Here is a 23696-nt window from a genome sequence, read left to right on the forward strand (position 1 = left end):
ATCATCGGACCGTGAAGAGGACGGGGCTTCGGTGGCTCGCCGCCCTGGCCGGTGGCCGCTGATGGACCTGTGACTCAGTGCCTACGGTGTGGAGGGCGCTGGGCGTCCAGAAGGGAGGTCACATGGAACCGATTTGCGAGCACCTCGAACAGGCGGGTGACCCGCCCCCTCGCGCGCGAGGCTGCGAGGAGTGTCTGGCCATGGGGGCGAGCTGGGTGCATCTGCGCCGCTGTCTGACGTGTGGCCACGTCGGGTGCTGTGACTCATCCCCGAACCGGCACGCCACGAAGCACTTCCAGCGGACGGCCCACCCCGTCATCCAGTCCTTCGAGCCGGGCGAGGCGTGGGCCTGGTGCTACGAGGACGAGCTCTTCACCGAGCACCGGCCGGGGTCCTCCCAGGACGCGCGCTTGTGACGTGGACTTGCTCGCGAGGGGCTGTGCTAGCAGAGTCCTCCGCTATCATCCCCGGGCCCTTTTCAGCTCGTGGGAAGAAAGGCGCGGCACCGCACCCATGGACGCGTGGACTCTCGAAGGCTCGCGCATCACCGACCCGGAGACGTTGAGCCGCCTGCGGGAGATGCTGGCGAACGAAAGCCCGCTCATCATCGAGCACCGCTTCTACCGGGAGACGCGCGCCCCGCACCGCTTCATCTGCGACGACGCCGACGTGCTGGACGAATATCTCCAGGAGTCACGTCCTGGAGATTCGTTCTGGGTGTGGTCCTACAAGAGCCTCTGCCGGGACGACAACCTGCTCCTCCAGGGGAAGATGCCGGACGCGGAGGGCAGGACGCCTCGCGGCGTCGTGGCCTGAGTCAGGCGGCCACGGGCCCGATGCGAGGCCGCCTCCGCGCCCGGGCCGTCTTCCGGCCGCCGCCCCCGCGCAGCAGCTCCAGCGTCACCTCGTCCTCCGTGGCCAGCGCCATGAGCCGCTGCAGGTCATCCACCTGGAGGCCGGCCTCGTGCTCCACGGCCTGGCTGGTGGTGAGGATGGGGGGCCTCGGCGTCCCAGACGATGCCGGCGGACCGGTCAGGGCGCTGCCCTGCCCATTTGGGGAGGTCTCCTGGCCATCGGGTCAGCTCGCCTTGAGGAAGCGCTCGTAACGGGCTTCCAGGTAGTCGCGGCGCGGCTGCTGTTCACGGGACTCCGGCAGGACGCTCAGCGCCTTTCCGGCGAAGGACTTGAGTCCGTACTCCAACGTGGGGCCGTCGCGCTCGGCGAGCAGCCGGGGCGCGATTTCGATGATGCCATCGGGGCGGATGCCCAGCAGGTCCGTGTCGAAGGCGCCGTGGTGGAGCTTGCAGAGCGCGAGCCCGTTGGGGACCTCCGGCCGGCCGCGCTCGTCCCGGTCCGGAAGGATGTGCGCCGCGTCCAGCAGCTCCAGACGGGGGAACCGGCACACCGCGCACCGCTGCGAATAGGCGCGCAGCACGTGCTGCCGGAAGGCGGCTTGATGCAGCCGCTTCTTCATCTGGACCGTGGCGTAGCGGCGCTCCAGGTTCAGGAGCTTCGGGTCCGCCGCGTGGAGCCCGGGCGTCAGCACCTCCGCGTCCGGGGCGGCGGAGACGACGGTGAAGCTCAGCTCGGCCGGGTTCACCTCGGCGATGTAGACGGGCCAGATGGGCCGGTAGAAGCCGGACTCGATGCCGTAGAAGTAGATGAGCGGGACGTCCCACGCCATGCCCCTCACGAGCCGCCGGTTGTCGCGTGATTCGACGTCCGTTCCCTGGAACCGGTACTGGAAGCCCTCGTTCGAGCGCAGGTCGTCGTAGCGCGCCTCGCGGCCCTCGCGGGGCACGGTCGTCTTGATGGACAGCGCCGTCTCGCGCATGTGCCGGGGCCAGAAGATGCCGCGCGCGCGGTTGGCGAAGTGCAGCGTCTCGCCCTGGTACGTGAAGCCTTGATTGATGACGTTCCAGGGCAGCACCTCGCCATGCTGGCGCACCAGCTTCTGCAGCGCGTTCATGGCGGCGACCCGGATGGGCCAGTCGAGGTCCTGGTTCGTCAACCCGGCCAGGCTACCAGGTCCAGGCCGGCGGCGAGGCCATCGGACCTCGCGACCAGCCCGCCAGGGGAGCGGTCCGCGCGTCCCCGGCTCCGCTGCTTCCTCATGGCCCGCGCATCCCTACGTTCACCAGGGACTTCACGATGGCGAACGAAAGGTCAGCCCCATGGAACAGCCACGCGAGAGCACGACGAACCAGCCGCAGGGTGTCATCCAGGGAGACCGCCGCGAGTTCGAGGCCCTGCTGAAGGACTACGACACCGCGCTCCTCACCACCCGTGGCGCGGACGGGCACTTCCACACGCGGCCCATGGCGGTGGCGAAGAAGCACAAGTCGGGCACCGTGCTCTGGTTCGCCACCTGGGCGGACACGCAGAAGGTGCAGGACCTGGAGTCAGACCCGCACTGCTCCCTGGCCTTCCACGCGTCGGAGGACAGCGCCACCTACCTCTCCGTGTCGGGCGTGGTGGAGATTGTCCGGGACCGGAGGACCATCCATGACCTGTGGGAGCCCGGCTGGAAGCCCTGGTTCCCCAAAGGTCCGGACGAGGGAGACATCGCCCTGCTGCGCTTCACGCCCGAGCACGCCGAATATGTCCACCCGGCGGGCGGGAAGCTCAAGGTCCTCTTCAGCACCGCGAAGGCGCTGGTGACGAAGCAGCGCCCCGACATCGCACCGAAGAAGGAGCTGGACCTGCACTGAGGAATACGGAGCGCCCGCTCAGCGCCGCTCCAGCAGCGCGCCACCCGGCCCGAAGCCCAGGGTGAGGCACAGCACGCGCGAGTGACGCGCCAGCCGCGCATCACTCCGCGCGGCCTCCGTGGCCAGCTCGGCATCGTTGAGCACCAGCGCCGTCCCGTGCCCCTCGGTCCCCAGCGCCGCTCGGAGGATGTCCGCCACCAGCGACGCCTGTCCCTCCCAGCCGTAGGTGCAGCCTCCTGGCACCAGCATCGCGTCCAGCGGGCACGGCAGCGCGAGGCACAGGGCATCGGGTGGCCGCGCCGAGAAGACCCGCAGGGCACTGGCGATGAACGCCACCGCCGCCTTCACGTGGCGCCCGTCCGTGGGGCGCGCCATTCCAATGAAGTACCGGGGGAGCAGGGCCGTGTCGCGCTCGAAGATGCGCGGCGCCGCCGTGTGGCTCACACACTTGATGCCGGTCTGCCCCACGTCGAGCGCCACCGGATGGGCGGGCGCGAAGGGCGCCAACAGGCGCAGGCCCGCCTGGGCCGGGGCGAAGAGCGGATGCTCCGCCGCGTAGACGGGGCAGGGGAGCGCGGGGGCCACGCGCGCGAGCATCTCGCCAAACCCCTCCAGGCAGACGAGCCCACCACTGAGCCACACGGCATCCACGACGTGCCGCTTCGCCAGGGTCGACAACGCCACCGTGAGGGCCGGGCGCAGCCGTCCAGCGAGCGCTCGCTCGGGCACGCCCGCGCTCCGGTCCGCTTCCACGCGAGGCGCCCCGAGCACCTCCCACAGCTCGCGCCCCTGCACGGGCAGGTTCCACACCTCCAGCGGTGATACACCCGGCAGCACCAGTCGCCGCACGTCCCAATCACGCATGCAATCACTCACGCCACGAGCCGGGTGATGCGTTCAGCGGCTCCCTTCGCGCCGTCCCGTGCCTGGTAGGAGGCGGCGATGCCGGCCGCCCGCTGGCGCAGCGCCGTGCCCGGCTCCAGCAACTGGCGGAGCGCCGCGCGGCAGTCCTCGACGGAGAGCGTGCGCGAATCCCTCACCAGCCCGGCGCCCGACTTCTCCAGGAAGTGCGCCTGGATGGGCTGGTCATTGCAGACAGGAAGAAGCAGCATCGGAACGCCTTCGGTCAGCGCCTCCATCACGGAGTTGGCGCCGCCGTGTGACACGAGCACGGAAACCCGCGGGAGCAGTTGTCGCTGAGGTGTGTATGGCACGGCGACGACGTCACCCGGAAGCGTGTAGACAAATTCTGTATCAGCCAGCTCGCCCGCGCTGAGCACGACGGTGACGCCCAGGGGGGCGGCGGCTTCGGCGAGCGTTCGGAACACCTCCGGCTGCCACGAAATCTGGCTGCCGAAGGACACGTACACCACGGGCCTGGAGCCCAGCCGCTCCCAGGGGAAGTCCACCTCGTCGCCGCGCGCCTCGGGAGGCGTGGACGGGCCCACCAGGTGCGTGGCGGGCGGGAGCCCGGCGTCGGGGCCGAGGAAGGCCTCCGTGGCGAAGATGACGTTGAGGTCCGGTGACAGGCACTCGCAGTTGCGGAAGCGGGCATCGAAGCCGTGGCGGGCGAACAGCGCCTGCCGTTCCCCGGCCAGCGCGCGCACGTTGCGGCGCAGCCCGTAGTCGACCGGCGGCTCCAGCAGCGACAGCGCGGAGGACACCCCGGCCCAGGGGATGCGCAAGTCATGGGCGGCCAGCACGGCGGCGTACTGCATCCCGTCCAGCGCCATGACCTCCGGGCGGAAGCGCTCGACGGCCTCGCGCACCGGCGTCAGCAGCGAGGGCACGGCGTCAATCAACAGCCCCCGAATCCACTTCCCCAGCGCGGCCTCGTCGAGCACCAGCCGCGCGAGCGCCTCGCCTCCCGTCTCGATGGTGGGCACGGGCGGCCCGGCGTGGGGCAGGGGCAGCACCTCCACGCCCAGCCGCTCGAGCTGCGGCGCCGGCTCGGGGAGGCACAGCCAGCCCACGTGGTGGCCCATGCGGCGCAGCCACAGCGCGACACCGGCCATGGGGTTGAGGTGGCCCTTCTCGGGGGAGGTCGCAATCAGGATTCGGGACATGGGGGGCGAGCGCTGGCGTGGGCGTGGAGCATGGCGAGCGAGCACAGCCGCATCAACAGCCGGTCCACGCCCCCCGCCTCGGAAGCGTCAGGCGCCAGACGCGCGGAGCGCTCCAGCAGCGCCCGGGCCGCGCCCACGTCGACGACCTCCAGCGGCCCCAGCCGGTCAGGCGTGAGCCATTCCCGGTACAGCTCCAACCAGCGCGCGCGGACGGGACTGGAGAGCGCCGTCTGCGCGTAACGCGGCGTCTTCCGAGCGAGCCGGACCGCGTCGGGCACGAGCGAGCGCACCGCGTGCCGGAAGAGCCACTTGCCCGCGTCGTGACGGGCCAGCACGTCCCGGGGAAGCGCCAGCGCCGCGTCCGCGAAGCCTGCGTCCAGGTAGGGCGTGTGCACCTTCACCCCCTGTGTGCTCGCGCTGCGGAGCTCGGGAGGCAGGACCAGCTCCCAGAGGACCCAGGCCGCGTAACGGACCTCTTCTGGATGATCCTCGTCACCGGGCGCCAGCCCCGCTTCCCACGGGAGCAGCCGCGCCCGCTGATCCACCCCCAAGTTGTCCACAGGCCCTGGGCGCAGCACCTCGCGAGCGAGGCGCCGGTCCTCCCTCACCCGGGCCGTCGCGCCCACGAGCGCCTCCGGATTGCCCATGAGCACCTCGTCCGCGCCGGCGCCGCTCAGCAGGGTGACAGCGCCCTGCCGCCTGGCCTCCGCGTAGAAGGCGAAGCTCGCCACGGCGCGGGCGTTGAGGATGGCCGTCTCCTGGCTCAGCACAGCGGGCTCGAACAGCTCGGGGAGCACCGCGTCCGGGATGGCCACGTCCACCAGCTCGACGCCGGCCTCACGCGCTACCGTCCGGGCATTCCGCCGCTCCGTGGCGTCCGCGAAGTGGACGTCCATGGTCCAGGCACGGACGCGTCCAGGGGCCTGCCGCGCGGCCAGGGCGCACAACGTGGCGCTGTCCACGCCGCCGCTCAGGCTCACGTCCACCGCGCCCGCCGCCAGGTGCCGGCCCACGCGGTCCGCCAGCGCGGCCACGAGCCGCTCCGCCAGCGTGTCTTCATCCGCGAGCGCCTCCGTGCCGCGCCGCACGCGAGGCAACGCCCCGGGCACCCTGCGCACGCCCTGGAACACGCTCTCCTCGGGCCGCAGCGAATGGCGCAGGAAGGCGGCGACGGCCTCCGGGGCCAGCCCCGTGGGGTTGAGCCGCCACACGGATGACGCCACACGCGCCGATGACTGGTAGCGGGGCAGGGCGGCGAGCGGGCCGCCAGAGGCGTGAGACACGCGGCTACTGTGACAAGCGCCAGGGGCCCCGGGCAACCTCGGTATAGTCCCGCCGTGCGCTACGAGCTCCAAGACGGACGCATCCTCACCTGGTCCCTGGAGACGCACGTCGCCACGCACTGCAACCTGCGCTGCGAGCAGTGCTGCCCGCTGTCGCCGCACCTGCCCGCCTGGTCCGTGGACCCCGCGGCCCTGGGCAAGGACTTGCGCCAGCTCGCCCAGGCCCTGAGGCCCAACGTCTTCAAGCTCACGGGCGGCGAGCCCTTCCTCCACCCCGACCTGCCAGCGGTGCTGGACGCCGTGCGCGCCTCGGGCATCTCCCGGCAGGTGTCCGTCACCACCAACGGCTTCCTCGCCCAGAGCGCGCCTGACGCCGTCTACGAGCGCCTGGACCGGATGACCCTGTCCGTCTACACCTCCGCGCCGCTGCCGGAGCGCTCCATCGCCCGCATCACCGAGCGCTGCGAGCAGCACGGCGTCCACCTCACGGTGAAGCGCATCGACGCCTTCCAGCAGCTCACGCCGGAGGCGCCCCACGAAACCGAAGAGGCCGTGCGAGGCGTCCACGCCCGGTGCTGGCTGAAGGTCCGCTGCCACCTGGTCCACGCGGGCCGCTTCTACGCCTGCACGCGCCCGCCGCACGTGGCGACGGTGCTGGGGCGCACCTACCCGGAGCTGCCCGCGCTGGGCGAAATCGACGGCGTGCCGCTCGACACGCCGGACCTGCTGGGCCACCTGCTCAACCACCTCGAACGGGAGACGCCGCTGGCCACCTGCCGCTACTGCCTGGGCGGCGACGGCGCCTGGCGGCCGCACGCCCAGCTCCCTCGCGCCCGAAGCTGAGCCGCCGCGCAAGGCGCCTCAGCCCCGAGCGAGCCCCACACCTCACCGCGCCCGCGGCTGGGACGCCTTGGGCAGCGTGGACTGCATGGTCGGCGGATAGCGCTCACCCGCGGCGACCCCCGGCGGCGCGATGGCGTTGATGGCGGCCAGGTCCGCGGCCGTGAGCGTCACCTCCAGCGCGCCCAGGTTCTCGTCCAGGTACTTGCGGCGCTTGGTGCCGGGGATGGGCACCAGGTCCTTCCCCTGCGCCAGCACCCACGCGAGCGCGAGCTGCGCCGGGGTGCACCCCTTCTCCTTCGCCAGCCGCTCGATGTGCGCGACGAGCTCCAGGTTGCGCGTGAAGTTCTCCCCCTGGAAGCGGGGCGAGAAGCGGCGGTAGTCGTCCTGCGCCAGGTCCTCGAAGCGCTTGATTTGCCCCGTGAGGAAGCCGCGGCCCAGCGGGCTGTACGGCACGAAGCCCACGCCCAGCTCGCGGCACGCCTGGAGCACGCCGTCCTCCGGCTCACGGCTCCACAGCGAGTACTCGCTCTGGAGCGCGGTGATGGGGTGCGCCTTCGCCGCCCGGCGCAGCGTGTCCGCGTCCACCTCCGACAGGCCCAGGAAGCGCACCTTGCCCTCGCGCACCAGCTCCGCCATGGCGCCCACCGTCTCCTCGATGGGCGTCTGCGCGTCCAGCCGGTGCAGGTAGTACAGGTCGATGACGTCCACGCCCAGCCGGCGCAGGCTGGCCTCGCAGGCCTGCTTCACGTACTCCGGCCGCCCGTTGATGCCGCGCTTGTGCGGGTCCGCCGGGTCGCGGACGATGCCGAACTTCGTCGCCAGCACGACCTTCGCCCGGTGCGGCTTGAGCACCCGGCCCACGAGCTGCTCGTTGGCGCCCGAGCCATACATGTCGGCGGTGTCGAAGAAGGTGATGCCCCGCTCCAGCGCGTGCAGCAGCGTGGCCTCCGACTCCGCGTCATCCCGCCCCGCGTAGAAGTCGGACATCCCCATGCAGCCCAGCCCCAGCGCCGACACCGTGGGGCCCTGCGTTCCCAGCTTCCGAGTCTCCATGTCCCTCGCTCCTTCCTCGTGGTGACGCCCCCTCTAACGGGACACGCCGGTCAGCGCATGCCCTTCGCGGCCCCAATCACCCCGTCAGGGCGCGTGGGCCGCCTGCTCCGCGCCCAGGTTGCTGGGGAGGACCACGGTGAAGGCGGAGCCCTGGCCCAGCGTGCTCTCCACCTGGACCCGGCCGCCCATGGCCTCCACCAGCGTGCGGGTGATGTAGAGCCCCAGGCCCAGGCCGCCGTAGTTGCGCTCGGACACGGCGCGCTCGAAGCGGCCGAAGAGGCGGGGCAGGTGCTCGGGCGCGATGCCAATGCCCTGGTCCCGCACCGTCAGCCGCGCGCCGCCGTCATGGGGCTCCAGCCGCACGAGGATGGGCTTGCCATTCCCATACTTCACGGCGTTGTCCACCAGGTTGGTGATGACCTGCTCCAGGCGCAGCAGGTCCCACCGGCCCACGATGCGGAGGTCCTCCGCGTCCAGCCGCAGGGTGGACCCGGCGCGCGCGGCCTGGGGCTCGTAGCGGGCCACCACCTCCCGGACGAGCGGACCCAGCTCCATCTCCTCCATCGCCAGCGACAGCCGCCCCGCGGCGATGCGGGACACGTCGAGCAAATCCCCCACCAGCTCCGCCAGCTTCTTCACCTGTCGCGCGCCCACCTCCACGTAGCGCTCCACCACGCCGCGCGGAACCGGTCCGGGATGCCGGGCCAGCTCCCGCGCGAGCGACTGGAGCTTCAGGCTCAGTGGGGTGAGCGGCGTCTTCAGCTCGTGGCTGGCAATGGACATGAACTCGTCGCGCAGGCGGATGGCCTCGCGGGCCTCCGCGTAGAGCTGGGCGTTCTCCATGGACAGCGCGGCCCGGTGGGCCAGCTCCTTGGCGAAGGCCAGGTCCGACGCCGTGTAGTACCGGCCGGAGTAGGTGTGGATGAAGGAGAGGACCCCCAGCACCTGTCCACGGGCAAGCAGCGGCACGGAGATGAAGGAGACCGGCCCCAGGGCCCGAATCACCCGGGCGTGCTCCGCGTCGTGCCCGAGCTCGAGGGCGCGCTCGCGCGTCAGGTGCTCGATGTAGACGGGCTCCGCCTTCAGCAGGGCCACCGTGGGAGGGTGCCCCGGATTGCCCTCGGGCAGGAGCCCATGGCGGAGGAGGTCCTCCGCCAGCGCGTCATCCTCGGGCCTGAAGTGCGCCGCCTCCAGCCGCCGGAACGTGCCATCCGGCTCCGCCACGTCCACCACGCACCAGTCCGCGAAGGTGGGCACCACCCGCTTCGCCAGGTTCCGCAGCGTCGCCTCGTCGTCCAGCGACGACGTCAGCACCGCGCCCGACTCCGCCAGGAGCCAGTCGCGCGCCTCCGCCTGCTGGAGCTCGTGCGTCAGGGCCTCCGCGCGCTGGCGGGCGCGGACCAGGTCCGTCACGTCGAAGCCGAAGCCGGCGATGCCGTCCACCTGGCCCTTCTCGTTCCGGGTGGGCTGATACACGATGTTGAGACAGACCTCCTGCGTCTCCCCGTTGGGGAGGGCGCGGGGAAACGGCACGGCGTTGCCCACGAAGGGCACGCCGGTGCGGTAGACCTCGTCCAGGATGGTGATGAAGCCCCGCGCGTCGGCCCAGGGCAGCGCCTGGTGTGCCTCCTTCCCCACCAGGTCGTCCCGCCCCACCAACGCGTTGTTCATCGGGTTGGAGAAGGAATAGACGTGCTGGGGGCCTCGCATGAGGATGATGCAGGCGGGGGCGTCCCGGAAGAGCGCGTGGAGCCTCGCCTGCCCGGCCTCCGCCTCGCTCCGGGCCGCGCGTTCGCGCTCCAGGAGCTGGGCCCGCTCCGCGTTGACCTTGCGCAGCATGACGTTCAGCTTCGTCATCAGCAGGGCCAGCACGGCGAAGGCGGCCAGCGAGACAGCTCCTTTCGTGCCTGGAAAGAGGGTGAGCAGCGGCTCGAAGAAGTAGAAGTCCACCACCACCACGGACAGGGCCGTCGTCACCAGCGCGGGGCCCCAGCCGCCCCACCAGCCGGACACCATCACCGCGCCGAAGAAGAACAGGAACGGGGTGGCCGAGATGAACGACGCGAGGCCCCATGCGACGGCGAGGGAGATGAGCGCGACGCCGTAGCGTCCGGCGCGGGAGGCCCAGAGGGGGGGATGTCGTTCTGGACGGGCGTGCATGGTCAGGGGGCGTGCTCCTGGCCGGCGGCATACCGCCGGGGATGAGCCACGCACCTTTCAGGTAAGCACCGGAGCCCACTGCAGGACATCTTGCTCGCCGCGCTGTCATGCAAGGCTGCTCAGCGCGGCCCGCGGAACGGCACGGGCTTCGTGCCGGTGGCCAGCGCTGACACCTCCACGTGACACACCTCCACGCATGGCCGCGTCCACCCCAGGTTCCGCAAGGCGCCGCCCAGCCGCTCGCGCAGCGGCGCCACGTCCGCGGGGCTCGCGCCCGCCAGCTCCAACTGGAAGCGTGACGTCTCGACCTGGGTCAGCCGGAAGCGCCGCAGCGCATGGTGTTTGAATACCCAGGCCAGCGCCCAGGCGTCCACCTCCCGGCCCGCGGGCGTGACGAAGTGGCAGGCCCCACGGCCGCCGAAGTGCTCCAGCGTCCACCCGTGGAACCCGCAGGCGCACGCGTCGCGCCGCACGCGGCCCGCGTCGCCCGGGCGGTAGCGCAGCAGGGGGAGCACGCTGGGGCGCAGCCGCGTCACCACCACCTCGTCCAGGCCCGGCTCCAGCCAGACATCGGGCGCCAGGACGTGGAAGCGGCCCGGCGCCTCGGGCCGTAGACACTCCCAGGCCAGCGGCCCCGTCTCCGTGGTTGCGTAGTAGTTGAGGACGGGCGCGGGCACCACGCTCGCGAGCTCCGCGCGCAGGCCCGCGGGCAGGTGCTGCGCGGAGGTGAGCACCAGCCGGGGCGTGGGCACGTCGCGCTGGGCCGCCAGCCAGCGCAGGCCCTCCGGGTCGGAGAAGAGCACCGCGGGCCGCACGCGGCGCAGGCGCTGGAGCGCGTCCTCCCGCAGCACGGAGAGGCGGTGCAGCGCGCCGTCCCGGAGGATGGGCAGGCGCACGGAGTACTCCAGCCCGCCCGGCAGCGCGTCCAGCAGCACCACGCGGGGACGCGCGGGCAGCACCGCCCCCGCGCGCGCCACGAGGAACCGGAGCACGGCCCACATGTGCAGGCAGTCGCGCCTGTCCCTCACCACGTTCACCGGCGCCCCGGTGGACCCGGAGCTCTTCACCACCACGCACGCGTCGGCGTCCGCCGGCGGCGTGGGCACCGCGTCCCAGTGCTCGGCCAGGGCCTCGCGGTCCAGGAAGGGCAGGTGACGCAAATCCTCCAGCGTCTGGAGGTCCCCCGGGTGGAGGCCCGCCGCGTGGAGCCTCGCGGCGTGGTACGGCGAGTCCCGCAGGGCGGCGCGCAGGAAGGACAGCCGGGCGTCCAGGTCCGCGCGGGCCGCGTCCTCGTCGGCAAGGGCGGCGAAGCGGGACAGGCCATCGGCGATGGACTCCGCCCAGGGGATGTGGGGGCGCTGCGAAGCGGTGTCCCGGCGGATGTTCGCGCGAGGCGCGACGCGCAGGTCCGGGGACAGGCCCGTCGTCACTCCCGCCACCCGCGCGCCTCCGAGGCGCGCTGCTCCGCTTCGCGGAGGGCCTGCTGCCGCTTCTCCGCCTCCTGCTTCCGGGCCTCCTCCGCGCGGCGCATCTCCGCCTCCGCCTTGCGGTAGTCGAGCTGCTCGAGCCGGGCGATGGAGCCCTTCGGCGACTCGCCCTTGCACTGCCCGCCCACCACGCGCACCCACTTGCGGAGGAACTCCTCGCGGCGGAACGTGTTGGAGCGAATCATCTCCGCCGTCAGCGGGGCCACGTCGTGGAAGAAGCGCTGGAGCAGCGTCGTCGCGTCGTCGCTCCTGCCCAGCGTCCGCACCGTCTCCTGCCGCAGCGCGGAGGACACCAGCACGTGCGCCAGCATCACCACCTGCTCCCGCCACAGCGGGGAGCGGGCCCGGTCCTCCAGGGCGCCCCAGTCCGCCCGGGACGGTGGCCGGAGCTTCGCCAGGCGGAAGGTGTCGCAGATGATGGCCAGGGCCAGGTCATGCGAATACGGCGACACGATGGGGGCCGCTTCGAGCTGCGTCTGAAGCTCGCGGATGTCGAAAGCCATGGGACTCAATTCTCCAGCAGTGCCTGGGCGAGGTCGGCGGCCGCCTTCGCGAAGTCAGAGGGCCAGCGCACCAGCACCAGCCGGAAACGGCGCTCGCGCAGCAGCGGCGCCAGCACCTTCCGGGCGCGGAGTTCGTCGGGGAGCGCGAGCACGGCCACCACCAGGCGCGAGCGGCGGACGGACTCCAGCACCGGCGTCAGGTCCTTCTCCGCGCTGAGGTTCCACAGGAAGTCGCTGTCGGAGATGATGATGCGCAGCGCATCGGGGCGCTCGCGAGACAGCGCCTCCATGACGTCGAAGGGGAACTGCGTGCCCCCGCCGATGTAGCTCAGCAGGAAGTCGCGCGCCGTCTCCTCGTCGTACATCCACGGCGACACCAGCGGCTTGCGGTAGGCGGAGTACACGATGCCGCGCACCGTGGCCTTCTTGCGCAGGGCGGAGGCGGACAGCACCTGGGCCGCCAGCGTCATCGCGTTGAGGCTGTGCTCCGGGTCGGGCATGGAGCCGCTGGTGTCCAGGTAGATTTCCACGGACGGCACGCCTGGCTCGGAAGGAGGCGGCAGGTCCGCCTCCAGCTCGCGGCGCAGGGGGGACACCGCGGCCAGGTGGCCCTGGGACAGCACCGTCAACGTCCAGTCGATGCTGTTCGGGTCGTCTCCGTACTCCCACGCCTGGGGCGTGGTGCGCAGGTAGGGCTCCGGCTGGGAGGGCGTGGAGGGGAGCTTCAGGATGTGCGGGTCCACCAGCCGCTTGTAGTGCTTCGCCACCAGGGCTCGCCGCAGCTTCCCATCTCCCTTGCCGGGCAGGTGCTCGGTGACGCGGTGGATGGTGTCCAGCGCGTCCTTCTCCTTCGAGCGGGTGCTCAACGGCTCCAGCCAGCCCTGCTCCTGCGCCTCCTCCATCGCGTCGTCCCAGCGGCTGCTGCCGTGGATGGCGGCGTCCAGGTCGTCCACGTCCGGCGCGGAGACGTCACCGCCCAGCGGCAGGCTGAACTCCAGGTCCGCCGGCTTCTCGATGTAACGGATGAAGGTGGCGCAGAAGTAGAGGAACTGGAGCTTGCCGTCGGGCAGCGCGTAGAAGGTCTGCGCGAACATGCGCGCCTCGGCGCGCACGCCGGGGAAGCGCCTCTCCATCGGCTCGAGCTGCGCGGGCGGCACCAGGCTCCCGGGCGTCAGGCCCCATAGCTCCTCGTAGATGGCCAGGTAGAAGAAGAACAGCGCCGACATCTCGCCGCCCTGCACGCGCTGGAAGCCCCGGTACACCGCGCACAGCGCCTCCGCGTGGGTGCGGCCCACCACCTCGTTCACCTGCAAGTCGTAGAAGAGGTTGGTGAGGGACTGCCTCAGGCCGGGGACCAGCCGCTGCTCCTGCACGCGCAGCTCCGCGTCCCAGCCCAGCGTGTGCGGGAAGCGCGCGTGGTGGCCGATTTCATGCGCCAGCACCGCGGTGAGGCTGCCCGTGGCCTCCATGGCCTCCAGGAGCTTGAAGTTGACGAAGACCTGCCGCTTCACCAGGTCGATGTACGCCAGCGGCTCCTGGGCGTGGCTGGCGTCGGGGGCGAAGGCCACGTGGGGCTCGGGCGGGCTGAGCTGCACGCGCACGTCCCACAGCGCCAGCGCGTCGCGCCAGCTCTTGGCCACGTCTTCCGGGGGGATGCGCGGCGGCCGCTGGCTCATGCCGGGACGAACACCAGCACGTGCTGGGAGGTGTGCAGCGTGGCCGCCACCCGCCAGTCATTGGACAGGGTGGCGAACCACGCGTCCGCGCGAGGGTCCTCCCGCAGCGCCTCGTCCAGTTGCGGGCTCTCCGCGCGCGTCTGCTCCGGCACCTCGCGGCAGCCCATGGCGCCCAGCGTCACCGGCGTCCGCGCCAGCCAGATGCCCTGCGTGGCCGCGTCGCGGCCCGCCACGGCCTGGCGGTGCCGGTCATGCACGCACACCACGGTGGGGGACAGGAAGTGCATCGCGCCGGGCAGGAAGCGGCTGTCCTCCTGGGACAGGTCCACCCAGTGCGCCTGGGCGCGCGAGGCCAGCGGCGCGTCGGGCGGCTCCAGGGCCACGGCGGACGTCTCGCGCAGCCGCGCCTCGATGTCCTGGAGCGACGTCAACCCCTGGCCCACGCGCCAGAAGATGCGCTGCACCCACGGCGGCGCGGCCTCCAGGTTCTCCCCCAGGTTCCACAGCTTGGCGAACACCTGCGAGCGCTCCTGGGATGGCACCGCGGCCAGCAGGCGGGGAACCAGGTCCGACCACGCCAGGGTGAAGAAGTTCTGCCGGCCGGCGCTCGCGGGGTACAGGTAGCCCAGGCCAATGGCCTCCGCGCCGAGCTTGAGGTAGGCGCGCAGCAGCTCCTCTCCCTCCGCGGCCGGCGTGCCCGCTTCGAGCAGGGCCTGCCCCAGCCGCTGCGCGGCGCCGCCGGTGAGCTCCCGCCACAGGGCGGAGTCCCAGCGCACGAAGCGGGCGCGGGCGTTGGCCTCCAGCTCGTCGGTGAAGGTGCTCATGGGCGGCCGCCCGGGTTCTCCTTCAGCCACGTCGCGTAGTTCCGGTAGCGGCTGTACAGGGACTTGAGGTGGATGACGTCCTCGTAGACGGGGCCGGACAGCTCGTGCCGCGTGAGCAGCTCGTTCAGCAGCACCGTCACCTTGGACATGCGCTTCTCGGTGGTGCGCAGGTCCACGCCGGACAGGCCCTTGTCCAGCTCGTGGCGCAGCGCCGTCACCTTGCGGCGGAGGGGCTGGTGCGTGTCGTAGTGGCCCATGGCCATGTCGAACATGTTCCGCAGCCAGGCCACGCGGTCTTGGAGGAGCATGCGGTGGCCCTTCACCTCGAAGAAGGCGCTGCGCGGGTTGGGCACCAGCTTCTCGTGCAGCACCCACGGCGCAATCTGCCGGAAGTCCTCCAGCTCCACGGCGCGGTGACCGCGGAAGAAGGCCATGGCCTTCGCGAAGTGGAGGATGGTCTGGTACGCGCGCACGCTGACGCCGTTCTCCGTCTGCGTGCAGAGGTGGACCTTCTTGTCCAGCGGGCACTGCTCGTTGCACACCGCGGCCACCGTCTGCCCGGCCAGCTTGAGCGTGTCCTTGTGCTTGAACTCGAAGCGCGGCGAGGCCATCCGGCAGAAGTCCAACTGCCCCAGGAAGAAGGCGATGCGCTCCAGCACGTCCTTGGGCACCTCCACCTCCAGGATGGCGGCGTAGGCGCGCTCCAGCTCGCCGGGCGTGAAGACAATCTCCCTGGGCAGCAGCTCCTCGGGGGACTTGTCCGCCTCCAGGCGCTGGAGGAGCTGGTCCATGAAGCCCGAGTTGAACGGCACCGCGCGCACCACCACGTCGATGCGGTCCTTCAGCGCCTCGATGACCTGGAACGTGCCGCCGCCCTGGTCGTCGTTGGCGGTGAGGAACCAGGAGGAGCGGCCCGCGTAGACGTACTGGTCCATCATCTCCGCGTAGCCCTCCGCCATGAGGGACAGGAGCGCGGACTGCGTCTTGGTGGGGATGCGGTTGTACTCGTCGATGATTTTCACGCGCTGGCCAATCCACTTGCGCCAGCTCACCTTCACCGCGGACAGGTCCTCCGCCTTGAGCATGTCGGAGGGCAGCGGCGCGCCCAGCAAATCGGAGATGGAGAGCTGCGGATGGCCGCGCTGGATGCCGCGGTGCACCTCGTCGCGGCCCATGCCGGACAGCAGCGCCATGAGGATGGCGGACGTCGTCTTCCCGCGCCCCGGCCCGCCCACCAGCAGCGCGCGCCGGCAGGTGAAGAGGGTGAGCAGGGGGATGAGGACGAAAGAGCTGTAGCTGGTGTCCTCGGGCAGGTGGAGCTCGTCACCCGCCGGCGTCTTGAGGGACGCGGACGCGCCGAACTCCAGGTCGTAGTAGGGACAGATGACGGCGTTGTTGGTAATCCACCAGTACGCCTGCCGCATCTTGTCGTGGAGGCTGCCGCCGTCGCGCTCGGAGAGGTGGACGTTGAGCTGCTTGTCCGCCGTCGCGCGCCCGGTGAGCAGGCGCGTCACCCAGTCCTGGTTGGCCATGCGCGCGGGAGCCTAGCACCCGGGGTGGACGCGGGGCAGCGCCTTCCACGGCGCGGCCCGTCGCTCACAGGGCGCTCAGGGCCCTCGCAGCCGCGACATGAGGAGGAAGCCCACGGCCAGCGCGAGCAGCACGCCCACCACGGTCCACACGACGATGGAGAGCCCGGCGGGCACCTTCGACACGATGGGCAGCTTCTGGGTCCGGAGCTCCTCCGTAATCTGCGCGAGCAGTCCGGCGTCGTAGGTCACCGGCTCGCCCTCGCGAATCCGCCGGCCCATCTCCTCCAGCTCCCCACCCGGCAGGTAGCGGTCGGTGAGGAACACGCTGCGCGCCTGGAGCTCCCGTTCGGTTCCGTGGGCAGCGGGGTCCAGGCCACAACCCGCGCAGGGTGTGAACGCGCCCACCTTCGAGTTGCCACACCGCACGCAGACAGCCAGGCTCATGCGCCTAGCCTAGCGCGAATGCCGCGGTGCGCGATGCTCCCCTTCCACGACGCGGCCCGCGGGGCTTCGCGGGCCGCTCACCGGGCCCCCCTCAGGGGGCCAGGTTGCTCAGGTGCTGCCGGATGTGTGCCACGGACGTCGTCATGGCGGCCCGGCTGGAGGCGAACTTGTATGCGGGGTTCCAGGTGTGGCTGCCGCCGTAGCACCAGCTCAGGCCCTGGACGACACACTGGTGGTGGACCTGCGGGTACTGGATGGCGAAGCCCACGCCGTGGTTGCGCAGCAGCCACGACTTGCGCAGCGCCAGGTTCGTCGTGTTGACGATGGTGGAGTGCTCCACGCTGCCCGCCGCGAAGCCCGCGGTGCGCGCGGTGTGGTCCAGAACCTGGGCGATGCTCCAGCCTTCCCGCGCGTAGAGCTGCCGCGCCATGTTCTCCACGCTCGCCTGCGAGTGGTAGTGGACCTGCACGCCGGACAGGCCCACCTGCCACGGGCCGCCGTTGTTGTTGCAGGACTCCAGCGGCCAGATGACCCGGTCGCCCGTGGACGTGTTGCAGATGGAGAAGCTCTGCGGGTTGGAGCTGGGGTTCGGGCGGTTGGGGCCCAAATCCCAGATGCCCTCCTTCATCGCCCACCACGACACGAGCGCGGCCTTGTCCAGGCGCTGCGCCCGCGTGCCGGTGAGCCGGGGCACCGTCTTCGCGGCCACCCAGCGCAGCCACTTCTCCTGGTCCTTGCTGAGCGCGTAGCCATTCACGTACAGGCTGGGCACCTGGTCCCAGTAGTCGCCGTGGGACCAGCCCACCTGCCCACCGACGTTGACGCGGTAGAAGCCGTTGCTGGGCGTCTCGCTCACCACCGTGGCCTGCTCGCCAATGGAGACCAGCCGGAGGCTGGCGTAGGACGTGGAGGGGCCGGTGCGCAGGTAGACGTTCTCCACGGCGCGAATCCGCGCGCCGGCGAGGATGCCGAAGAGCAGGGGCGACTCGGTGGTGCCCGTCTCTCCGACCGCGTCCGGGGGCAGGGCGGCGTCATCGGGGGGAAGGCCCTCTCCACAGGCGAGGCTGAACAGCAGGAAGGATGAGGCGAGGGCGCGGCGTGTCGTGACGGACATGGGGTTCTCCCAAGGGGGAAACAGCGCCGGGGCCTTGTGCACGGCCTGTGCCCCGCGGCGTCCCAGGGAGTGGCGCGTGGCCGGTGACCACTTTGTGGTCATTTCATGCGTCAGGTGACGGGTTCCGGCCGCGCGGTGGCGTGGCGCTCCAGGGCGGAGGCACGCGGCACGGCCGCTGCAACTGTCCGCCGCGTCCCATCCGGGACAGTCGCAGCGCACCCCTCAGGAGACGCCCCATGGATGAACAATCGCTTGCCCCTCGCCAGCGCTTTCCCCGCTGGATGCTGGCGGGGTGGATGGCCACCGCCGCCGTCGTTGGCTTCCATCATGTGCCCACGGCCAACGCGTCACATTCGCACACGGGTTGGAACCAGGTTCACATCGCCACCATCCACGGCAACGACGGTCCGGTGGGAGGAGGCAGCGGGCCGGGCTCGCAGGACGAAGAGTATTGTGTGATGTCGTCAACCAGCGCGCTCCCGGCCGCGACGATCGCGCCCTTCATCGAGCAGACGCTGGCGAAGCTGGCCTTCAACATCATCTGGGACGGCGCCGCGGACTGGCGCGTGGACCTGTGGCGCGCCGCGAAGTTCTGCAACCAGTACACGACGGCGGAGCGCAACCGCATCGAGCTGGAGTTCCGCGTCGCCGAGTCCTGGGCCTCGCTGTGCGGCGGCGAGCAGTACGCCTGTGTCACCGCGGTGAACCCGGTGACGGACTCCAGCGGGCGGCACCAGCACTACATGTACATGAACGCGCACCTGAAGCGGGAGCAGATGGCCGCCATGGGGGACCGCGCGCGCAAGTTCATCAACCACGAGACGGGCCACCTCGTGGGCCTGAAGGACCCCGGCTACTACGGCGACTGCATGCACAGCGTGATGCACAACAACCTGTACCTCAGCTACGGGTGCACCGACCCGGTGTGGCACCCCACGTCGTCCGACTTCGTGTCCGTGCGCAACATCGCGAACCGCGCCAACTGAACGCCGTCACCCCTTCGACATGAGGAACATCCCCATGAAGCGATTCCCCCTGCGTGAGCTGGCCCATGTGGTCGCGATGTCTGGCGTCGTCCTGGCGGCGGTGCGCTGTGGCGGTCCCGAGGACCCGCACGCGCATGATGACGCCACGGAGTTCAATGTTCAGAGCGCCCTGCTGACGCGCAACCGCGATGCCCTGCGCCTGTGCGTGCAGGAGTCCGCGTCCCTGCGAGGCAGCGCCGCGCGCATCAACGAGCGGCTCGGCGCCAGCCTGCGTGCCGTCTCCAATCACCCCGACTGGGCGGCGGCGCGCTTCGGGGACCAGAAGCCTACGATTGAGCTGGGCTGTCCCGGACCGGCGCTCGCGCTGGAGCGGCTGGAGCCCAAGGAGTCCATCATCGGTCCGGGGCTGGCGCTGAAGCCCAGCCGCTACCGCACCTTCATCCACGTGCTGGATGAGAAGACGGCGGACGTGGTGCTCGGGGAGCGGCAGGTGGACCGGGCGCCCGCGGAGTTCCTGCGCGTCGACGACCACGTGCTGGCGGAGGTCTCCACGGCGCTCGTCGTGCGCGAGTCCTACCTGGACCACCCGGAGTTCGCCGCGCGCTGGCTCGCGGGCGCGGTGGGCCTCCAGGCGCGGGAGGATGGGCTGCCCGGTGTGCTGGGTGACGTGTTGGACAAGCCCGTCACGGACACCTCGTCGCTGACGAAGCCCGGGCTCGACCCGACGACGCACTGACGCGAGGGGCCCGGGCGCGGCTCCTCCCCTTCGCTTCGGAGCCGCATGCTCCGCGGGCGGAGGGGAGGGCTGGGCATCCCACGCACCTCATGGCCTCGAGCCTCCCGGAAATCCTCCGGGAGGCCCGAGCGTCCCCCGCACGTCATGGCCTTGGGCTTTCGTCCATCATTCGGAGCGCCGGGCCACGCAGTCCCCTTCACGCGCGCGGCTCAGGCCCTGCGAGCGCGCGGCGCACGGGTGGACCGGGCAGAAGGCGCCTCGAGCTCCCGCCCGGACATCCGCCGCAGCTCGGCGTTGCCCAGCACGACCTGCGTCAGCCGGGAGCGGGAGATGCGCAGCGCCGACGCGGTGGCGACGACATTGCCACCATTCTCGACGAGGCTCTGGGCAATGCACTGCCGCTGCACCTCCGCGAGGAAGTCGCGGAGGGAGCCCCCATGCTGCCGGAAGAGCATGGGGATGTCCGTCATCGCCGCGGGCGCGGCCCGGGGCTCCGCGCACTCCATCGCCCGATGCAGGAGCGGCGCGAGCACCGCCGCGCCAATGGCAGGCGCGTCCGAGAGCACATCCGCCGCCCGCGCCAGGTTGTGAAGCTCGCGGACATTCCCCGGCCAGGGATGCGCGCGCATCAACCGCGTGGCCTCGGGCGTGAAGGACTTCGGCGCGCCACCGCGCTCCTGTGCGGCCTGTTCCAGGAAGTGCGTGGCCAGCAGGAGCACGTCCTCGTCCCGTTCACGCAGCGGCGGCAGCTCCACCTGGATGCCATTGAGCCGGAAGAAGAGGTCCTGCCGGAAGTCGCCCGCGCGGACCGCCTTCGCCAGATTCCGGTTGGAGGCGGCGACGACGCGCACATCCACCTGGACGGTCTCCGTGCCGCCCACGCGTTGGAACGCGCGCTCCTGCAAGGCGCGAAGCAGCGCCGCCTGTCCCCGAGGGCTGATGTCGGCCACCTCATCCAGGAACAAGGTGCCGCCGTGGGCCTGCTCGAAGCGCCCCCGCTGGCGCGCCAGCGCGCCCGTGAAGGCGCCGCGCTCATGGCCAAACAGGTCCGATAGCAGCAGCTCGTCGTTGATGGCCGCGCAGTTGACGGCGACGAACGGCCCGGAGGCGCGGCGGGACATGTCGTGGATGGCGCGCGCCGCCAGCTCCTTGCCCACGCCCGTTTCACCGAACAGCAGCACGCTCGCGTCGGACGAGGCCACCTTCCGCAACTGCGCCACCGCGGCGCGGAAAGGCGCGGAGCTGCCGCGGAGGTACGGCGGCGCGAGCCCCTCGTCCGTGGGCGACTCACCCAGCAAGGTCAGCAGCCGGGGCCGGTCGTAGGCGCGGCGGAAGCGCGGCTGGGCCTCGGGCGGGAGCGCGTCGACGAGGCGCCTCCACTCCGCGAGCGCCGCCTGCCGAGCGCCCAGCCGCTGCGCCTCGGTCCCGCCCGCTTCCGCCAACTGCAGCGTGAGGACCCGGGCTCGCAGCGCGAAGTCCTGCGCGCTCAGCAGCTCGGGGCGAGCGCTCGCGCGGCGCAGGGCCCGTCGCGCGCGGGCCACGTCGCCATTGGCGAAGGCGACGCGCGCATCGAGCAGATGGAGCCGGGCCGGCTGGGTGGCGCTGTTGCGCAGGTAGAGCCGCTGGGCCAGGGCATCCAGGACGGAAGAAGCCTCCGAGGCCCGCCCCAGCGCGAGCAGGGCCTCCACCCGCAGCCAGCCCGTGGGAATGGCATACAGATGCGGCTGGGCCGTCTCCTCGCCGCCGCTCAGCCCGTCCAGGGTGGTGAGCGCCGCGTCCCACTCGCCGCGGGCGCAGTGCAGGTGGGCGCGGCTCAAGCCCACGGCCAGGCGGGCCTGGGGCGAATCAGGCGCGCGCGCCACGAGCGCGGCCAGCTTGCGCTCCGCCTCGGCGGTATCCCCCAGGAAGCAGTCTGCGGCGATGGCCTGCGGGTAGGCGGAGAGCTGCTGGAAAGGGATGTCCAGACCTGGCAGGGCCCGCGTGAGCGCGGACTGGGCCTCCAGGTGCCGGCCCTCCCGGGAGTACGCGAGCCCGAGCCCCAGCAGGGCCACGGCCTCGAAGGGAACCTCGCCGCAAAGCAGCGACAGGGCGGCGAGCCCCAACTGGATGGCGGCGGTGTTCTGCTCCGCGCGCCGGGCGAGCGTGGCGAAGGCGACCTTGGCCAGCCCCACCATGTCATCCAGCCCGGCGGCGCGGGCCTGTCCCTCCACCGTGGTGAACAGGCGCCGGGCCAGCGAGTCATCGCCGGCATCCATGGCCACGCGCCCTTCGAGCACCGTCATCATCAACCGCGAAAAGGTGTTCTCCGGCCCGGCGAGCCCCTGATGCGCCTCGCGCGCGAAGGCGATGCCCGCCTCCCGCTGTCCCGCGTCGAGGAGGAACTGGAGCTGCGTGGGCGCCAGGAAGCCATGGGCCGCCGAGCCGCGCCCCGCGAGCCCTTCGGCCCCCAGGGCCCAGGCCACCAGCGCGTGGCCGGAAGCCACGTGTCCCCCACGAACGAGGACGTGCGCGGCCGTGGCCAGCAAGGCGCTGGCCCACCGCGCCTGCTCACCCCAGGACGTGTAGTCCCAGGGCGGCGGCATGGCGCTGCGCGAGGGCTCGGGCTCCAGGGCCCACGCGATGCCGTCCACCATGGCCGCCGCGCGACCTGTGGCCCTCTGAAACCGCGCACGTCCCTGGCCCAGCGGGTCCGCCGCCAGCATCAGCAACAGGGCCTCGTCGGGGGCCTCGAGCAGCGGCGCCAGGCGCGCGCACGTCTCCCGGACCTCCGGCACCTCCAGCAGGTTCACCGCCATGTCGAGCGTAGCGGCACGGGTGGGCGCCAACCGGTGGCCCGGCAGCAGCGTGCACAGCCCCGCCTCACACGCGAGCCGAGCGCCCTCCTGGAGCGGTGCCCCCAGCGCCTCGGCCAGGGTGTTCACCGGCAGGGGCCGAGGCACCGCGCAGGCGGCCAGCACGCTCAAGCGGCGCAGGCGCGCGGGCTCGCGCCGGGCGGGGTGCAGCAGAGAGGCGATGGTGTCATCAGGAGAGACAGGCACAGCCCGAAAGCCTGAGGCCGCGCCCACACGCCATCAAGGGGCCCCCGCCGGGCGCGCCGTGACAGGCGCACCGCCGGTGGAATGCTTCAGCAAAGCGGTTTCAGTAGAGTTGGCTGCCTGTCTACGGGGCATGCGAGGGGGCGCGGCTCACGCCAGCGTGACGCCGTGCCCCGGCGCGTCCCGCGGCAGCTCCAGCCGGGCGCCTGCGTACCGGGCCCCACCCTGGAAAGGGTGGCTCGCGATGAACAGCGGCGTATCCAGGTCAGCGTAGGAGAAGCCTCCCAGCCCGGCGGCGAGCTGGGCCGAGGTGGACATGGCCAGCACGCTCTCCACCATGCCGCCCACCATCAGCTCCAGGCCGGCGGCGCGCGCCAGGCTCCACATCGTCAGCGCCTCCACGACGCCGCACTTCATCGTCTTGATGTTGATGGCATGCGCGGCGCCTTCCCGGATGAGCCGCAGCACATCCTTCGCGGAGCGAGCGGATTCATCCGCGCACACCGGCACGCGCGAGCGCCGCGTGAGCTCCGCCATGCCCGCCACGTCCTGCGCGGGCACGGGCTGTTCGAAGAGGGCCAGCGGGACGTCCGCGCGCTCCAGCTCCTTCAGGAAGGCGAGCGCCTCGGCCACGTCATAGCCGCCGTTGGCATCCGCGAAGAGCCGGGCTCCGGGCGCTACTTCATGAATGGCGACGAGCCGCGCCGCGTCCTCGCCGGGCGTCAGCGCGCCGACCTTGACCTTCAGCGTGGAGATGCCGCGCCCCAGGATGGCCTGCGCGGACCTTCGCGCATGCGCCACGTCGCCCGCGGTGACCGTCATGTCGATGTCCAGCGAGGTCTGCGCGCCGCCCAGCAGTACGTACATGGGGACGCGGTAGTGCCGGGCCAGCGCGTCGAGCATCGCCGTCTCCAAGGCGCACCGGGCGGAGGGCGCCAGCGCGAGCGAATCCCCCAAGGTCTCGGACAGGGGCCTCCAGGCGCGAACGTCCTGGCCCACCAGCCCCGCGCGCACCGTCTCCAACGCGTTCAAGGTGCTGCCCTGTGTCTCACCGCTGACCGCGGGGAAGGGCGCGGCCTCGCCCAGCCCCTCCGTGCCGTCCGCGAGGGTCAGCCGCACCAGGACGTTCTCCGCGGCGTACTGCGCCCCGGTGGCGATGGCGAAGGGCTCGGTGAGCGGGAGGTGCAGCGGCTCGAAGCGGAGGGCGGTGATGAGGGTGGGCGTCATGGACGGCCCGGGAGCC

22 protein-coding genes are annotated in these 23696 nt (G+C 71.6%); 6 read left to right on the forward strand and 16 right to left on the reverse strand.

The window, feature by feature from the left end:
- Positions 1 to 122 precede the first annotated feature (122 nt).
- Positions 123 to 416 carry a ubiquitin carboxyl-terminal hydrolase 14 gene (locus tag MYMAC_RS01615; RefSeq protein WP_095956782.1) on the forward strand — a complete coding sequence of 98 codons (294 nt, stop codon included), beginning with the start codon at positions 123 to 125 and terminating at the stop codon, positions 414 to 416.
- A gap of 97 nt (positions 417 to 513) precedes the next feature.
- A complete protein-coding gene (locus tag MYMAC_RS01620) occupies positions 514 to 816 on the forward strand; it encodes a hypothetical protein (RefSeq protein WP_095956783.1) in 303 nt (100 codons plus the stop codon).
- A 1-nt stretch (position 817) separates the two neighbouring features.
- On the opposite strand, the gene MYMAC_RS01625 is transcribed toward MYMAC_RS01620, so the two are convergent.
- Positions 818 to 973, reverse strand: coding sequence for a hypothetical protein (locus MYMAC_RS01625; protein WP_239989271.1), 156 nt, complete (start codon positions 971 to 973; stop codon positions 818 to 820).
- Positions 974 to 1078: 105 nt separating this feature from the next.
- Positions 1079 to 2011, reverse strand: a complete 933-nt coding sequence (locus tag MYMAC_RS01630) for an HNH endonuclease (RefSeq protein ID WP_095956784.1) — start codon at positions 2009 to 2011, stop codon at positions 1079 to 1081.
- Positions 2012 to 2174: 163 nt separating this feature from the next.
- On the opposite strand from MYMAC_RS01630, the gene MYMAC_RS01635 reads away from it, so the two are divergent.
- Positions 2175 to 2711, forward strand: coding sequence for a pyridoxamine 5'-phosphate oxidase family protein (locus tag MYMAC_RS01635; protein WP_095956785.1), 537 nt, complete (start codon positions 2175 to 2177; stop codon positions 2709 to 2711).
- 18 nt (positions 2712 to 2729) lie between these two features.
- On the opposite strand, the gene MYMAC_RS01640 is transcribed toward MYMAC_RS01635, so the two are convergent.
- From MYMAC_RS01640 to MYMAC_RS01650, 3 genes are read right to left on the reverse strand one after another with little or no spacing between them, the layout of a single operon-like run.
- Positions 2730 to 3575, reverse strand: coding sequence for an ROK family protein (locus tag MYMAC_RS01640; RefSeq protein WP_204817323.1), 846 nt, complete (start codon positions 3573 to 3575; stop codon positions 2730 to 2732).
- Positions 3576 to 3583: 8 nt separating this feature from the next.
- Positions 3584 to 4777, reverse strand: a complete 1194-nt coding sequence (locus MYMAC_RS01645) for a glycosyltransferase (protein WP_095956787.1) — start codon at positions 4775 to 4777, stop codon at positions 3584 to 3586.
- Entirely contained in the window at positions 4762 to 6060 is a 1299-nt protein-coding gene (locus tag MYMAC_RS01650) for an asparagine synthase-related protein (RefSeq protein WP_095956788.1), read from the reverse strand. Before MYMAC_RS01650 ends, MYMAC_RS01645 begins: the two co-directional genes overlap by 16 nt.
- A gap of 54 nt (positions 6061 to 6114) precedes the next feature.
- Here MYMAC_RS01650 and MYMAC_RS01655 point away from each other — a divergent pair, with 54 nt between their 5' ends.
- Entirely contained in the window at positions 6115 to 6903 is a 789-nt protein-coding gene (locus MYMAC_RS01655) for a radical SAM protein (RefSeq protein WP_095956789.1), read from the forward strand.
- 42 nt (positions 6904 to 6945) lie between these two features.
- On the opposite strand, the gene MYMAC_RS01660 is transcribed toward MYMAC_RS01655, so the two are convergent.
- The 9 genes from MYMAC_RS01660 to MYMAC_RS01700 all read right to left on the reverse strand — a co-directional run bounded on the left by MYMAC_RS01660 (position 6946) and on the right by MYMAC_RS01700 (position 17696).
- A complete protein-coding gene (locus tag MYMAC_RS01660) occupies positions 6946 to 7956 on the reverse strand; it encodes an aldo/keto reductase (RefSeq protein WP_095956790.1) in 1011 nt (336 codons plus the stop codon).
- A gap of 84 nt (positions 7957 to 8040) precedes the next feature.
- Positions 8041 to 10116: a sensor histidine kinase gene (locus tag MYMAC_RS01665; RefSeq protein WP_204817325.1), complete on the reverse strand. Its 2076-nt coding sequence runs from the start codon at positions 10114 to 10116 to the stop codon at positions 8041 to 8043.
- Between the two features lie 119 nt (positions 10117 to 10235).
- On the reverse strand, positions 10236 to 11555 hold the full coding sequence (locus tag MYMAC_RS01670) for a phenylacetate--CoA ligase family protein (protein WP_095956792.1): 1320 nt from the start codon (positions 11553 to 11555) through the stop codon (positions 10236 to 10238).
- Positions 11543 to 12106, reverse strand: a complete 564-nt coding sequence (locus MYMAC_RS01675; RefSeq protein WP_204817327.1) for a hypothetical protein — start codon at positions 12104 to 12106, stop codon at positions 11543 to 11545. The genes MYMAC_RS01670 and MYMAC_RS01675 overlap by 13 nt, the downstream gene beginning before the upstream one ends.
- A gap of 5 nt (positions 12107 to 12111) precedes the next feature.
- Complete coding sequence (locus MYMAC_RS01680) at positions 12112 to 13782, reverse strand: M48 family metalloprotease (RefSeq protein ID WP_095956794.1); 1671 nt, start codon at positions 13780 to 13782, stop codon at positions 12112 to 12114.
- A complete protein-coding gene (locus tag MYMAC_RS01685; protein WP_204817329.1) occupies positions 13779 to 14606 on the reverse strand; it encodes a hypothetical protein in 828 nt (275 codons plus the stop codon). The genes MYMAC_RS01680 and MYMAC_RS01685 overlap by 4 nt, the downstream gene beginning before the upstream one ends.
- Positions 14603 to 16138 (reverse strand): AAA family ATPase, encoded by a 1536-nt coding sequence (locus tag MYMAC_RS01690; protein WP_095956796.1) that lies wholly within the window; start codon positions 16136 to 16138, stop codon positions 14603 to 14605. Before MYMAC_RS01690 ends, MYMAC_RS01685 begins: the two co-directional genes overlap by 4 nt.
- Positions 16139 to 16213: 75 nt before the next feature.
- Positions 16214 to 16582, reverse strand: coding sequence for a nucleoside/nucleotide kinase family protein (locus tag MYMAC_RS01695; protein WP_095956797.1), 369 nt, complete (start codon positions 16580 to 16582; stop codon positions 16214 to 16216).
- A gap of 91 nt (positions 16583 to 16673) precedes the next feature.
- Positions 16674 to 17696, reverse strand: a complete 1023-nt coding sequence (locus MYMAC_RS01700) for an SH3 domain-containing protein (protein WP_157757424.1) — start codon at positions 17694 to 17696, stop codon at positions 16674 to 16676.
- Positions 17697 to 17932: 236 nt separating this feature from the next.
- Between MYMAC_RS01700 and MYMAC_RS01705 the strand changes: the two genes are divergently transcribed.
- A complete protein-coding gene (locus MYMAC_RS01705) occupies positions 17933 to 18682 on the forward strand; it encodes a hypothetical protein (protein ID WP_095956799.1) in 750 nt (249 codons plus the stop codon).
- 34 nt (positions 18683 to 18716) lie between these two features.
- Positions 18717 to 19418: a hypothetical protein gene (locus MYMAC_RS01710; protein ID WP_095956800.1), complete on the forward strand. Its 702-nt coding sequence runs from the start codon at positions 18717 to 18719 to the stop codon at positions 19416 to 19418.
- A 209-nt stretch (positions 19419 to 19627) separates the two neighbouring features.
- On the opposite strand, the gene MYMAC_RS01715 is transcribed toward MYMAC_RS01710, so the two are convergent.
- Both MYMAC_RS01715 and MYMAC_RS01720 read right to left on the reverse strand, forming a co-directional pair.
- Entirely contained in the window at positions 19628 to 22456 is a 2829-nt protein-coding gene (locus tag MYMAC_RS01715) for a sigma 54-interacting transcriptional regulator (protein WP_095956801.1), read from the reverse strand.
- Positions 22457 to 22603: 147 nt separating this feature from the next.
- On the reverse strand, positions 22604 to 23680 hold the full coding sequence (locus MYMAC_RS01720) for a dipeptide epimerase (protein ID WP_095956802.1): 1077 nt from the start codon (positions 23678 to 23680) through the stop codon (positions 22604 to 22606).
- Positions 23681 to 23696 lie beyond the last annotated feature (16 nt).

Source organism: Corallococcus macrosporus DSM 14697 (assembly GCF_002305895.1).
GTDB lineage: Bacteria > Myxococcota > Myxococcia > Myxococcales > Myxococcaceae > Myxococcus > Myxococcus macrosporus.

Excerpts from the sequence above, each read along its gene's own strand:
- MYMAC_RS01710 (WP_095956800.1), top strand. The coding sequence starts at position 18,717 with ATGAAGCGATTCCCCCTGCGTGAGCTGGCCCATGTGGTCGCGATGTCT.
- MYMAC_RS01660 (WP_095956790.1), bottom strand. The coding sequence starts at position 7,956 with ATGGAGACTCGGAAGCTGGGAACGCAGGGCCCCACGGTGTCGGCGCTG.
- MYMAC_RS01640 (WP_204817323.1), bottom strand. The coding sequence starts at position 3,575 with ATGCGTGATTGGGACGTGCGGCGACTGGTGCTGCCGGGTGTATCACCG.
- MYMAC_RS01620 (WP_095956783.1), top strand. The coding sequence starts at position 514 with ATGGACGCGTGGACTCTCGAAGGCTCGCGCATCACCGACCCGGAGACG.
- MYMAC_RS01700 (WP_157757424.1), bottom strand. The coding sequence starts at position 17,696 with ATGTCCGTCACGACACGCCGCGCCCTCGCCTCATCCTTCCTGCTGTTC.
- MYMAC_RS01635 (WP_095956785.1), top strand. The coding sequence starts at position 2,175 with ATGGAACAGCCACGCGAGAGCACGACGAACCAGCCGCAGGGTGTCATC.
- MYMAC_RS01690 (WP_095956796.1), bottom strand. The coding sequence starts at position 16,138 with ATGGCCAACCAGGACTGGGTGACGCGCCTGCTCACCGGGCGCGCGACG.
- MYMAC_RS01720 (WP_095956802.1), bottom strand. The coding sequence starts at position 23,680 with ATGACGCCCACCCTCATCACCGCCCTCCGCTTCGAGCCGCTGCACCTC.
- MYMAC_RS01695 (WP_095956797.1), bottom strand. The coding sequence starts at position 16,582 with ATGAGCCTGGCTGTCTGCGTGCGGTGTGGCAACTCGAAGGTGGGCGCG.
- MYMAC_RS01675 (WP_204817327.1), bottom strand. The coding sequence starts at position 12,106 with ATGGCTTTCGACATCCGCGAGCTTCAGACGCAGCTCGAAGCGGCCCCC.
- MYMAC_RS01665 (WP_204817325.1), bottom strand. The coding sequence starts at position 10,116 with ATGCACGCCCGTCCAGAACGACATCCCCCCCTCTGGGCCTCCCGCGCC.
- MYMAC_RS01615 (WP_095956782.1), top strand. The coding sequence starts at position 123 with ATGGAACCGATTTGCGAGCACCTCGAACAGGCGGGTGACCCGCCCCCT.
- MYMAC_RS01705 (WP_095956799.1), top strand. The coding sequence starts at position 17,933 with ATGGATGAACAATCGCTTGCCCCTCGCCAGCGCTTTCCCCGCTGGATG.
- MYMAC_RS01685 (WP_204817329.1), bottom strand. The coding sequence starts at position 14,606 with ATGAGCACCTTCACCGACGAGCTGGAGGCCAACGCCCGCGCCCGCTTC.
- MYMAC_RS01645 (WP_095956787.1), bottom strand. The coding sequence starts at position 4,777 with ATGTCCCGAATCCTGATTGCGACCTCCCCCGAGAAGGGCCACCTCAAC.
- MYMAC_RS01680 (WP_095956794.1), bottom strand. The coding sequence starts at position 13,782 with ATGAGCCAGCGGCCGCCGCGCATCCCCCCGGAAGACGTGGCCAAGAGC.